The following is a 12,471-nucleotide window of genomic DNA, read 5'->3' on the forward strand; positions in this document are numbered from 1 at the left end:
GTATATATTAGAGATAATGGAATTGGTTTCGATATTAATAGTAAAAGCACAGGCCTAGGATTAAAAATTATTGAGGATATATCTAGATTACTAAATATAAAATACACTTTACAATCGAATAAAAGCGGAACTTTATATTGCTTTAAAAAAAATCGAAAATAATTTATAAAGTACATTTTAGATTTCTACTTTTCAAGAATCCATGTTGATTAACTTAATTTCAACATGGATTCTTTTGCTTTGATTAATGATGACTGATAGATCTTTTAATAAAACTTTATATCAAAATTATATATCTAGACTAAAATAGTAAATAAAATTAACGAAATTATCTTAAAAGTGATATACTAATTTACGAATTAGATAACATTTAATAGATAAGGCATTAGTCTGGGAATAGAAGAAGGAGTGAAAAAAGAAAGAGATGAGTAACTAAAAAGTATCGTTATTCATTCTGAAAATTGGAAAACCCAAGCCTAGTAGACGAATTTCTCAGATTTATAGATTTTAAATTATTTAAAATTATCATATAATATAGATATTTAAATCTTTATATAATTGTAATACACTATATATGATTATAATTTAGTCAGAAAAGGTGTGTGACTATGTCGCACATTAGTTTTGTGTGGACATCTACATGTTTTCTGCAAATTCAGAGGAAAAGGTTGGTAAAAATGGGCAACAGAGAAAATAAAACAGACGTCATTTTAATTGGCGCAGGAGTTATGAGTGCGACTTTAGGAACACTGTTGAAAGAATTAGTACCGGAATGGGAAATTACAGTATTTGAGAAGCTTGAAAATGCAGGGGAAGAAAGCTCTAACGAATGGAATAATGCAGGAACGGGGCATGCGGCATTGTGCGAGCTTAACTACACAGTCGAAAAACCCGATGGATCTGTAGATATTAGTAAAGCTATAAAGATTAATGAACAGTTTCAGCTTTCAATGCAGTTTTGGTCTTATCTTGTAACTAACAAGCTGATACATAATCCACAGGACTTTATCATGCCATTGCCACATATGAGTTTAGTACAAGGGGAAGAAAATGTAACTTTTTTAAAGAAACGTTTTGAAGCGCTGTCAAACAATCCACTATTCCAAGGTATGGAATTTTCCGATGATTCGGAAAAGCTGAAGGAATGGATTCCGCTTATTATTCAAGACCGCGCATCGAATGACCCTATAGCAGCAACAAAAATCGACTCTGGAACTGATGTCAACTTTGGTGCTTTAACACGTATGTTGTTTGACCACTTAGAGAGCAAAAATGTCGATATAAACTACAACCATAGTGTTAATAATATTAAACGTACTAGCGATGGCTTGTGGGAATTGAAAGTGAAGAATCTCGGTAGCGGTACTGTCGAATGCCATACTGCTAAATTCGTCTTTATCGGAGGCGGGGGAGGAAGTCTACATTTATTGCAAAAATCCGGTATTCCTGAAGGAAGGCATATTGGAGGATTCCCGGTAAGTGGAATATTTATGGTGTGTAATAATCCGGATGTTATAGAACAGCATAATGCAAAAGTATACGGCAAGGCTAAGGTTGGGGCACCTCCAATGTCTGTTCCGCATCTTGACACAAGATATATCGACAATAAAAAATCGTTGCTATTTGGACCATTTGCCGGCTTCTCACCAAAGTTCTTAAAAACAGGTTCAATGTTCGATTTAGTAACTTCCGTAAAACAGAATAATGTCTTAACTATGTTGGCGGCAGGCGCAAAAGAAATGTCATTGACTAAATACCTGATTCAGCAAGTTATGTTATCGAAAGAACAGCGCATGGAAGAGTTACGAGAGTTTATCCCGACCGCCAAAAGCGAGGACTGGGATTTAGTAGTAGCGGGCCAACGTGTGCAAGTTATCAAAGATACTGAATCTGGCGGCAAAGGTACGCTTCAATTTGGTACGGAAGTGATTACTGGCGCTGATGGCTCAATCGCAGCATTACTAGGTGCGTCTCCGGGTGCTTCTACAGCTGTTCACGTTATGCTTGAGGTAATTAATAAATGCTTCCCGCAACATATGAAAGAGTGGGAACCGAAAATCAAAGAAATGATTCCTTCATATGGCATGTCATTAATGGAAAACCCAGAGCTTCTGCATGATATTCATACTTCAACTGCGGAGACACTTGGTCTAAGCGAAAAAGAACCGGTCTTAAGTTAATTATTTGGATGAAGAAATTAAGGTAAGGAATTGAGTAATTATAGATTATCATTGGAAATAAAATATTGAACCTTTGATCTAACTTTGGATTGAAGGTTCTTTTTTCAATATTCGCAGTTAAAGAAGTTACATTCAACCGTATCATAATTAAGCCATAACTCCTTAATGGGAACTGATTCAAAAATTGTGATAAATAAAAACGCCTTTCGTTGAAAAATGGGTGTTAAACACCTAATCATTCGGTACGGACCTAAAAAAATGAGACAAATAAAAACACCTTTCGTTGAAAAACGGGTATTGAATAAATATCTAATCAATGTGAGGTGTTTTTCTATGGGAACAAGATTGAGTTGGCCAGTAGAAGTGAAAATGCAGAGGTTTCCTATGGTCATGCAGGGATGAGGGAATGTATCCGTCGTGCCTTTACACCCGAATATTCCGAGTTTCTTCGTAATAATATTGTCTAGTGCCATATTTGCGCGGAGCTCTTCTGTTGATACAATGGTTCTACTAGAACGAGTCGCTAAAGAAATCAGTGGGGCAATCGCATTACAGATTGTAGATAGAATTCGTGAAATTGACGCCGTTCTAACAGAAATAGATCGTAAAGCTGCTGCATTTTTCGGAAAGGAAACCTTTCAAGCATTGCGAAACAACCTTATGCAATATCTATTACCTTGCTTTCTTCTCAATAACTGACAGCCGCAAAGGGGGAAGTTAGCCCAATTAAACGCTTGGGACTTCCAAGCAAGTGTATTTCTTATTAGTATCACGGTAGAACCGATAAGATATACCGTATCATAAGTTATAGTAAACTCTAAAAGGCTGTCTATCTCTTTCCTACATCTTTTTTTCGCAATTGGATATAATATGCATTAAAACCTATATGTAGGAGTGATACCTGTATGGGGGCACAAATTCTCTCAACGCAGAATCTCTATCTTATTATCATTGCTATAATTGGTGGAACAATTGCTCGTCTTGCTACACTCCGAGAAGACTACCGGCAGTATCCATCATTTCCTAATGGGTACTTAGGACAAGTTGTTTTAGGATTTATTTCTGCCACTTTAGGAGCCGTATTTATACCTACTTTGATGACGAATAATTTCACAGCTGTTACTTTCTTAACTTTAGCATTGACCCAGTTTCAAAGTGTTAGAAGACAAGAACAAAGTAGTCTTCAAACTTTAGAGGAGACAGAGTATACGAAACGCGGTAGTGCTTACATCGATGGAATTGCCAAGACATTTGAAGCACGAAACTATATTTCCTTATTGGTAGCACTTTCAATAGGTATTATCATGCAAATTATGCATGCACAAGTTTTAGGTATTCGAATGATGGCTGGTCTATTTGGAGGTTTTATTTTATATATCGCTCTCACTCGATTTACTAAAGGGCAGTTAATTGCTGATATTGCTGAAGTAAAGGAAGGCAAGATTATTGTTCGAGATAACGAATTGTATGTAGATGACATATTTGTTTCTAATAAGATTGGGATCGAGAAAGGGCAAGAGATGATTGTACAGGAAGGGCTTGCAGTTGTCGTCTCACCCAAAGAACAGCATTATCGAATTGCATTGGATAACTACGGTCAACGACAAGCTATTTTATTTGAAATTACAAGAAGCATTGGCGTGAAACGGTACCACTTTACTCGTAAAAACTATGAAGATGGACGAATCGTTTTTTTCGTTGTTCCTCTTTTCGGGGATATCAAAAAAATGGTTGAAGTAGCTAGTCAAACTCCAGTTTTAGAAAGCTCTAATAAATCGCATATTTTCTTGAAAAAATGGGAGAATCGAAATGGTCGATATTAAAATTTATGCCATAATTGCAACACAAGAGCATAACGATACTATGATAAACCCTGGAAATGTACTACTTCTTCGTGCGAACGATAAGGAAGAACAAGATCTATTAATGCGTGAGGTTGCTCTTGCTGTAGCTGGGGATGTTGTGAAACTTAGTAATGGGATGTATATGATTCTTACATCAGCTCGATAATATTACTTAAACAGAGCAAAACACCTATTTGGCTTATAGTTTGGAATAAAAGAACAGATAATAAATTACATGAACAAGAGAAAATGGATGTAGCAAAGATTAGTGGTGATTAAAAAAGCCGATTTTCTATAGAAATCGGCAATAACTTTTTTACTGAAAAATAATCTTTCTTATAATACCAATTCATTATAGACTGTTCACCAATAGAACCTATCTTTCGCTTGCCTGTATCTTGAAAACCTACTTTTGCATATAATTTTTGAGCAGGTATATTTTTATGATTTACAGCTAAAATAATTTCATCACAGTTAGGAATTCAGATTTAACAAAATCATTTAGTAGGAGCATAGCTTTTTTAGCATAACCATTCCCTTGATCAGAATGATTAACAGAAAATGAGGACAACAGCATAACTTTTGAGTTATCTGTATACTCTCTTACTCGTTCAGTTGAATGTAATAAGAAGAATCCTACAGGTCTATTATTATTTAAAATCACAATACGATATTTTCCTTCTGCTTCTTCATTAACCTCATTTGGCAATGCAGTGTATTGTACTTGTTCTTTTGGAAGTTTGAAAGAGTTTAAAATATCTAAATATTTTTTCGAAAAATGTACTAATTTTACTCATGAAAAATCCCCTTTTCCCTTATTTTACTTTAAGAACATATATTCGTAGATGTTAAAGTATCACTTGGAACTTTTGATATTCCAGGAGAAATGTTTGGAGAAACAGTTTATGCTGAAAAAAGCCAGAAGAAATCAAACTTCAATTCAATCGAGATGGCAAAGTTAAGATTGTTCAGTTTAAGGTAATAAACCAGCCTTCAATCTTTGGTTGTTGGATAGTGGCAGATATGCACCTAAAACTATTGCAGGTCAAGATTTCAATGGCTATCCTAATTGGGATTGGCTTCGTTTTGATCAAGTCAGTTGGTATTATGAAACATCCAAGAAATTAGAGATGAAGTATGGAAAGAAAATCCCTTCGCTAGTTTTTATACATATTCCTCTTTGAAGCATCGATTTATGTTGTACGCCAGTGTCGATCAAAGAACTGAATCCAACCATACTATTGCTGTGAATAAGCATCAGATCGTTGGTGAAAGAAATGAAGAAGAATGTATGGGGCCAATCAATAGTGGTCTGTTTTCAGCCATGCTGGCAATACGGGATTCGGTACATACGATCTTCCAGGTGATCAACGAAATAGATTACGAGGTGCTAGAGTATTCAATCTTGATGAAAATATGGAAGATGTTTTAGTAGAAACGCACATGCTATTCGCTAAAGACTATGCAATTGATTTAACGGCTAATGACCAAAGTATTGATCCAGTCCCGTTAGAGAAACAGCAAGGGAAAAAAATTATTATCCAATCAATCTATCTTTTAGTCGCTAGTAAAAAAACTATAAAAACAGGTTGAGAAAAACGACTCGTTGCTCTCGACCTGTTTTGTTTTTGAATGCTTACAGGATAGGCCTTCCTGCTTTAAGAGTTTATTAAGGAGTTACTAACTTAAATTTCATTAAATGAAAATAATTTAAATAACCATTTACATTTAATGTTAATTGATTTATACTCTGTTTGACAGAGTACTCTGAAAGGATGAGATATCTTGTGAAAGGAAAACAAGACGGAGATATTTACAATGAAATTACAGAAAACCTAGCTCATATTAAAGCACTAACCAAACATAAACAAAGTTTTGTTAAATTTACTTCACCTTACTTTATACTATGGGGTTTTATATGGGTTGTAGCATTTTCAGTTACAGAGCTTGGTATTACAAAATTAACAATTGGCATATGGGTGGGATTAACACTTATAGGATGGATATTTACTTTAATAACATTTATAAATCAAAAGAATAAGTCACCGATACCTATATTTTTAGGAAAACAACTGAAGATGGTTTGGATTGCGATTTTGTTTCTAGCTGTTATGTTTTCATTTTTAATCTCTAATGAACTACTTGTTCTCTCAATACAAAATATGGCTTTGTATATATTTTTATTGACGTCGTTCATGTATTTATTATTAGGTATTGTATTAGCCAAAGAATTGTTTTATATGGGGACATCGTTGGGGATACTTGGTATTTTCACATATCAATTCTTCTTGGATTATATTTTTATTATCTTTTCAGTAGTTGGTGGGGGTTGCTTAGTGTTAACTGGAATTTTAATGAAATATAAAGGTAAACAAGATGAGTAATTCTAAGCAACTTAATGATCTTATTCATGCAAAAGTAAGGCTCGGCATCATGAGCTTACTTATGAGTTATGAAGAATGTGATTTTACCTTCTTAAAAAAAGAATTGGAAATAACAGATGGTAATTTAGGATCTCACTTACAAAAGCTAGAAGAAGCAAATTATATAGAAATTAGAAAAGTTTTCGATAAGAAAAGACCAAAATCTATTGTTGTTATAACTTCTAATGGTAAAACAGCTTATTTAGAGTATATTGAAACATTAGAAGCTATCTTAAAAAGAAATTTTTAACTAAATAAAAATTTAAAAAACAGGGGGTATATGGAGCATATGACTACTTCGAATGACCGAGTAAAAACAGGTTGGATTTTAGCTAGTATATCGATAATGCTGACAGCTAGTATTATATTTTGGTATGTTGGTAACCCTCAATCATTTATAGAGACAAGGGTTGGGCTTAATTCTGAAGTATTTTCTAGTGGATCTGTATGGTTTTTTACTTTTTTTATTGTAATTGCTTACATTTCTTATACTGTTATAGCGTTACCTTTTGTAAGTGAGCATCTTTTCACTTTTTCATGGCTTAAAGTAATTGGAATATGGGCAGCGATTGTCACAGGAATTGTAGAGGAAGTCCTTTTTAGACATATCTTAATGGATTTTTTATTGTCAATAAATTTTTCGAATACATCACAAATATTGATTTCGGGAATTGTCTTTGGACTCGCTCATGGAGCATGGGTATTATTAAGGGGTGATCTCAAAATTGCTATTCCTGTTATCATTTCGACAACCGTATTAGGTAGTTTACTAGCAGCTCTTTATATTATGACAGACAGAAGTACATTTGCTCCAATTATTGCACATATCTTAATAAATCTTGTTATTGAACCATGGCTAATGTTAGCAGCAGTTTCTGGTAAATGGGATAGTAAATAAAGAATTATATGAAGATTACGTCAATTAAGGTTCTTTACTTCAATTAAAGGAGCTGCAAATTGCTCCTTTTTCTTGTATCATTAACTGAGCAATTTAATGGAATAAAATCAATCAAAGAGGTCGAGTTGAATTTATGTAAGGGGAGGTATAGAAAATGCTTGGTTTACCAAAAGGCGAGGTATTTTTAGTTCCTTGGACAGCTAATTGGGAAACAGAATTTATATTAGAGAAAAAAAAGGGTACAAGATGTAATTGGTCAGTATATACTAGGTGTTCATCATATTGGAAGTACAGCAGTGAATAATTTAAGTGCAAAGCCAATTATAGATATTGCTATTGAGTTAAAGGATTTTCAGGATGGAGAAAAATGTGTAAAACCTTTAGAGGAGGAACTGGGGTACTCTTATAGAGGGACAAATGTATTACCAGATAGATATTACTTTAACAAAGGTGAGCCACGAACACATCAAATACATATGTATCAAAGTGGAAGTAGATATTTACTTGAACAGTTACATTTAAGAGATTTTTTAAGGGAAAATGAAACAGCAAGATATCAGTATGAAAAACTTAAACAGGAATTATCATCAGTAAGCAAAGGTAATAAACATAAATATGCTGAAGATAAAACTGATTTCGTTAAGTCGATCTTAGATAAAATGAACAAATAATATCAGTTTAATTCCTTACCTAACTGGTTTTTAGTTTAATAAAAAATATATAACTGTATTGTTCATTTTATAATGTCAAACTAAACAGAGTACTTTAAAGAGTCTTGCTACGTTGCAAGGCTCTTTATTTTTATAAAAATCAAACAACTTTGTTGTCGTTATACGTATAGTCATTACTATTTAAATGAAATGATGAATTGGAAATGAAAAAAGGGGATTGAAGTTAAATTTTGCAGTATGAAATTCTAACTAGAATAAAAGAGAATAGTGGTTAATCGTTTCTACGTTTAATGAGATTGTTTGAATCTTATTAAATGTAAGTTGTTATTGGGATAGGGCAAATTCAAGCAATAGTTTATAGAAATTTAAAAAAGATGCAACTTTTTAAGATTTGAATCGTCTTTTTTATGCTGAGATATTATGAGGAGAAAGAAAATGCCAAAAATCAACCCATCCGAAGTAAATGAGAAAATTTATTAATAGCAAAAATAGTTAGATTGAAAGAGTTCTAGGTGAACTATTTGTCCTAGACAGGAATATTCTTCTTGCAAAAGATTATTACGGGTATGAAAATCAAGAAATTAGCGATTTACTTGATTTTCTGGTCTCTACATTAAAGAATTTAGGATAAGAAAACAAATGGTGAAAGAGAGGTAAGTACATGTGGATGATAATCAAAAGATTCATATACTAACGCGAGAATTGATTCATGTAATCAATAATTTAGAAGATGATACAAAAAAAGTTGTCATCGAACATATTCATTACTGCACTGAATGCCAACAATTATACTCTAAATTAATGGAAGTTGAAAAAAACTATCCACAAGTAACTATATCTAATGAAAATGAGAATAAGCCATTAAAAAAATCAAAATCAGTACAATTCAATCGAGGTCTCAAACTTCTATTGATTTTTATTAGGGCTGTGATTTTATTTTATATCATTTTTTCAGGATTGAGTTTTTATGATTGGGAAATCTCTTCACAAGCAGCAATAGATTATATTCAAGGAGTAACATTCCTGTTTTATTTCCCAGCTGCCATATTCCTGATCATATTTACAATCACATTTTTTAATAAAAAGTGGATATGGACTTCTTTAATATTTGATCTAATTATTACTTTTATTTATCGATCGTTTAATCTCATTTTTTACCATTTTCCGACAGAAGACTCCTTCCTCAATTGTGTGAAGGGCGTAGCCAAACAATAGGTGGGAGATGAATGTCGGTTAGGCGTTAGCCTAAAGTTTCTTTTGAACGATTAACGCACTCATTATATAATCGATATAGGATAATATTGCCAGTAGATATATTATTTTTGTTTTCTGACTATTGGGGGTTCTCTTATCGCCGTAGTTAAGAAATAGATTGAAAATCAAGGCATGAAGCGAGGTGAAAGTCAATGCTAGTCAACAAAGCATATAAGTTTCGTATCTATCCGAACAAAAAGCAAGAAATCCTTATTGCGAAAACAATCGGTTGTTCACGTTTTGTATTCAATTACTTTTTGGCAAGGTGGATGGATATGCACAAGGACACAGGCAAAGGATTAACTTACAGCGCTTGTTCCTCCCAATTAACACAGTTAAAGAAAGAGCTGGTTTGGTTAAAAGAAGTTGACAGTATTGCTATTCAATCATCACTTAAAAACCTGGCTGATTCCTATACTCGATTCTTCAAGAAACAAAATAAAGCACCACGATTCAAGTCTAAGAAGAACAGCGTACAGTCTTACACAACCAAGCACACGAACGGAAATATTGCCATTGAAGAGAATAAAATCAAATTACCTAAACTTGGTCTTGTTCGCTTAGCTAAAAGTCGGGAAGTAGAAGGTCGTATTCTGAATGCTACTGTTAGAAGAAATCCAAGTGGGAAATATTTTGTATCCATTCTTGCTGAAACAGACGTACAAGCATTAGAAAAAACAGATTCTTCTGTGGGTGTTGACGTTGGACTAAAAGACTTTGCTATTTTGAGTACGGGAGAAATATTCTCTAATCCAAAATGGTTTCGCAAACTTGAAGAAAAATTAGCAACCGCACAACGTATCCTTTCCAGGCGCGTGGAAGGTTCTTCCAATTGGAACATACAACGTATGAAGGTTGCAAGAATTCACGAACAAATCACCCATGCAAGAACAGACTATTTGCAGAAAATCTCAACTTACATCATCAAAAACCACGATATTGTAGGGATTGAGGATTTGCAAGTATCAAATATGATGAAAAACCACAAGTTAGCCAAAGCGATTGGCGAAGTGTCTTGGTCACAATTTAGAACTATGCTTGAATACAAAGCAAAATGGTATGGCAAAGAAGTAGTTGCGGTGTCTAAAACCTTTGCGAGTTCTCAGTTATGTTCATGCTGTGGCTATCAAAACAAAGACGTTAAAAATCTAAACCTTCGTAAGTGGGATTGCCCTTCTTGTGGCACGCATCACGACAGGGATATTAACGCAGGACAAAACTTTATAAATGAAGCCATAAGACTTCTAACCGTAGGGACTACGGGGTTCGCCTAATCCATTAGAAACCGATACGTTTCTTTACTTAGGAATCCCCCACTTCAAACGAAAGTGTTTTGTTTCGTAAGTGGTGGGTAGTTCAATCATGACTTCTCTCTGTTATATTTTCCTGTGTTCGATACCAAAGCCACAGGTCATTAATTTGGGAAGCGAGTTCTGCAATTTCATAATTTAGTTTGCAGGACGTTGAAAAGCACTCTTCCTCGTCTAGTTCCTGCTGTTTCTTATTAATATTAGCTTCTAAATCCTGAATACGATCAGGTATCGTGCCGCGTATATTTTCCCACTCCGTTAATATTTCTAGTTGTATATGTCTATCATAATTATCCCAGTGTAAATCCAAGTCAGGGATGGGGATACCTAATCGATCATTATATATAAAATAGTCTTTGTTCAAATAGTTTTGCCTCCGTTTCGATCTCTTGTAAGTATATGCACAAAAAATGTATATACCTTAAGATTATGTATTTATTATAATGTTGAATATTTATAGTTCATATTAGAGTAAATGAATATAAAACTATTTTATAATGTTTTAAATAGTTTTTCATCTTTTTACTCTATGAAAGGGTACACATAGAATATAGATAAATCTAAAACTTAAGAAAATAGAGAAATTCCCCTTGCCAAAAGATAAAAAAGCTGATAAGGTTGTATAAAGATTTTGAATAAAAATTATTTTAGATGAATTTTTATTCATAAACAGGGGGCAATTATATAATGTCAAAACAAAAAGTTGTATTAGCTTATTCCGGAGGTTTAGATACTTCCGTTGCTATTAAATGGATTCAAGATCAAGGATACGATGTAGTGGCATGCTGTTTAGATGTAGGGGAAGGAAAAGACTTAGAATTTATAAAAAACAAAGCTCTTTCAGTTGGCGCAATTAAGTCTTATGTCATTGATGCAAAAGAAGAGTATGCACAAGAGCTAGCTTTAGTAGCTATGCAAGCTCATACATTATACGAAGGAAAATATCCATTAGTATCTGCACTTTCCCGTCCGCTTATTGCGAAGAAATTAGTAGAAGTAGCTGAGCTTGAAGGCGCGGTAGCTGTAGCTCATGGTTGTACCGGGAAAGGGAATGACCAAGTGCGTTTTGAAGTTTCTATTTCCGCTTTAAATCCAGATTTAAAAGTGATGGCACCAGTTCGTGAGTGGAAATGGTCTCGTGAAGAAGAAATTCAATATGCAATGGATCACAATATTCCTATTCCTATCAATTTAGATAGTCCATTCTCTATCGACCAAAATCTATGGGGAAGAAGTAATGAATGTGGTATTTTAGAAGATCCATGGGCTGCTCCACCTGAAGATGCATATGATTTAACGGTTAGTCTTGAAAAGGCGCCAGATGTTGCAGATGTGATTGAAATTACATTTGAACAAGGTGTTCCAGTTGCAATTGATGGTATTCCTTACAAACTATCTGATTTAATTCTTGAATTAAATGCAATCGCTGGTAAACATGGTGTTGGTCGTATTGACCATGTTGAAAACCGTCTTGTAGGTATTAAATCTCGTGAAGTATATGAGTGTCCAGGTGCGATGACGCTTATTACGGCTCATAAAGAATTAGAGGATCTTACGCTAGTAAAAGAGGTTGCTCATTTTAAACCAGTTATTGAGAAGAAATTAACGGAACTTATTTATGATGGTCTATGGTTCTCTCCTTTAAAAGATGCTTTAGTGGCATTCCTTAAAGAAACACAAAAAACAGTAAGCGGTGTAGTACGTGTGAAACTATTCAAAGGTCATGCAATCGTTGAAGGTAGAAAGTCTGAAAATTCTCTATACAATGAGAAGTTGGCAACTTATACAACTGAAGATGAGTTTGATCATGCTGCAGCTGTTGGTTTCATTTCGTTATTTGGATTACCAACAAAAGTAAACAGCATGGTTAACAATAAAAAGAAGGTGAACG

14 protein-coding genes and 3 pseudogenes are annotated in these 12,471 nt (G+C 33.9%); 15 read left to right on the forward strand and 2 right to left on the reverse strand.

Annotated features, from left to right (window positions below; all coding sequences use genetic code 11):
- The 5 genes and pseudogenes from V7014_RS20795 to V7014_RS20815 all read left to right on the forward strand — a co-directional run.
- Positions 1–162 (forward strand): annotated as a pseudogene (locus V7014_RS20795) (two-component sensor histidine kinase); the annotation flags it as partial.
- Between the two features lie 446 nt (positions 163–608).
- Positions 609–2,180 carry a malate:quinone oxidoreductase gene (locus V7014_RS20800; RefSeq protein WP_335509916.1) on the forward strand — a complete coding sequence of 524 codons (1,572 nt, stop codon included), beginning with the start codon at positions 609–611 and terminating at the stop codon, positions 2,178–2,180.
- A 417-nt stretch (positions 2,181–2,597) separates the two neighbouring features.
- On the forward strand, positions 2,598–2,879 hold the full coding sequence (locus V7014_RS20805) for a hypothetical protein (protein ID WP_335509918.1): 282 nt from the start codon (positions 2,598–2,600) through the stop codon (positions 2,877–2,879).
- 206 nt (positions 2,880–3,085) lie between these two features.
- The gene (locus tag V7014_RS20810; RefSeq protein WP_335509920.1) at positions 3,086–4,003 is read left to right on the forward strand and encodes a YIEGIA domain-containing protein; all 918 of its coding nucleotides are present in this window, start codon (positions 3,086–3,088) and stop codon (positions 4,001–4,003) included.
- The gene (locus V7014_RS20815; protein ID WP_335509922.1) at positions 3,990–4,190 is read left to right on the forward strand and encodes a capping complex subunit for YIEGIA; all 201 of its coding nucleotides are present in this window, start codon (positions 3,990–3,992) and stop codon (positions 4,188–4,190) included. Before V7014_RS20810 ends, V7014_RS20815 begins: the two co-directional genes overlap by 14 nt.
- Positions 4,191–4,299: 109 nt before the next feature.
- Here the strand turns inward: V7014_RS20815 and V7014_RS20820 are convergent.
- Positions 4,300–4,781, reverse strand: a pseudogene (locus V7014_RS20820) (GNAT family N-acetyltransferase).
- A gap of 250 nt (positions 4,782–5,031) precedes the next feature.
- Here V7014_RS20820 and V7014_RS20825 point away from each other — a divergent pair.
- The 9 genes and pseudogenes from V7014_RS20825 (at position 5,032) to tnpB (ending at position 10,544) form a co-directional block, all read left to right on the forward strand.
- The gene (locus V7014_RS20825) at positions 5,032–5,208 is read left to right on the forward strand and encodes a hypothetical protein (protein WP_335509924.1); all 177 of its coding nucleotides are present in this window, start codon (positions 5,032–5,034) and stop codon (positions 5,206–5,208) included.
- Positions 5,209–5,270: 62 nt separating this feature from the next.
- Positions 5,271–5,456, forward strand: coding sequence for a hypothetical protein (locus V7014_RS20830; protein WP_335509926.1), 186 nt, complete (start codon positions 5,271–5,273; stop codon positions 5,454–5,456).
- An 11-nt stretch (positions 5,457–5,467) separates the two neighbouring features.
- Positions 5,468–5,617 carry a hypothetical protein gene (locus V7014_RS20835; RefSeq protein ID WP_335509928.1) on the forward strand — a complete coding sequence of 50 codons (150 nt, stop codon included), beginning with the start codon at positions 5,468–5,470 and terminating at the stop codon, positions 5,615–5,617.
- 194 nt (positions 5,618–5,811) lie between these two features.
- Positions 5,812–6,408 carry a hypothetical protein gene (locus tag V7014_RS20840; RefSeq protein WP_335509930.1) on the forward strand — a complete coding sequence of 199 codons (597 nt, stop codon included), beginning with the start codon at positions 5,812–5,814 and terminating at the stop codon, positions 6,406–6,408.
- Positions 6,401–6,697: a winged helix-turn-helix domain-containing protein gene (locus V7014_RS20845; protein ID WP_335509932.1), complete on the forward strand. Its 297-nt coding sequence runs from the start codon at positions 6,401–6,403 to the stop codon at positions 6,695–6,697. The genes V7014_RS20840 and V7014_RS20845 overlap by 8 nt, the downstream gene beginning before the upstream one ends.
- Before the next feature lie 39 nt (positions 6,698–6,736).
- Positions 6,737–7,345, forward strand: a complete 609-nt coding sequence (locus V7014_RS20850; RefSeq protein WP_335509934.1) for a CPBP family intramembrane glutamic endopeptidase — start codon at positions 6,737–6,739, stop codon at positions 7,343–7,345.
- Positions 7,346–7,499: 154 nt separating this feature from the next.
- A pseudogene (locus tag V7014_RS20855) lies at positions 7,500–8,016 on the forward strand (GrpB family protein).
- 663 nt (positions 8,017–8,679) lie between these two features.
- On the forward strand, positions 8,680–9,231 hold the full coding sequence (locus tag V7014_RS20860) for a hypothetical protein (RefSeq protein WP_335509936.1): 552 nt from the start codon (positions 8,680–8,682) through the stop codon (positions 9,229–9,231).
- Between the two features lie 191 nt (positions 9,232–9,422).
- Entirely contained in the window at positions 9,423–10,544 is a 1,122-nt protein-coding gene (gene tnpB, locus V7014_RS20865; protein WP_335509937.1) for an IS200/IS605 family element RNA-guided endonuclease TnpB, read from the forward strand.
- A gap of 82 nt (positions 10,545–10,626) precedes the next feature.
- On the opposite strand, the gene V7014_RS20870 is transcribed toward tnpB, so the two are convergent.
- Positions 10,627–10,944: a hypothetical protein gene (locus tag V7014_RS20870; protein WP_335509938.1), complete on the reverse strand. Its 318-nt coding sequence runs from the start codon at positions 10,942–10,944 to the stop codon at positions 10,627–10,629.
- A gap of 323 nt (positions 10,945–11,267) precedes the next feature.
- On the opposite strand from V7014_RS20870, the gene V7014_RS20875 reads away from it, so the two are divergent.
- A partial coding sequence (locus V7014_RS20875; protein ID WP_335509939.1) for an argininosuccinate synthase occupies positions 11,268–12,471 on the forward strand: 1,204 nt, incomplete at its 3' end.

Source organism: Bacillus sp. JJ722, assembly GCF_036963345.1.
Classification (GTDB): Bacteria; Bacillota; Bacilli; order Bacillales; family DSM-1321; genus Bacillus_AD.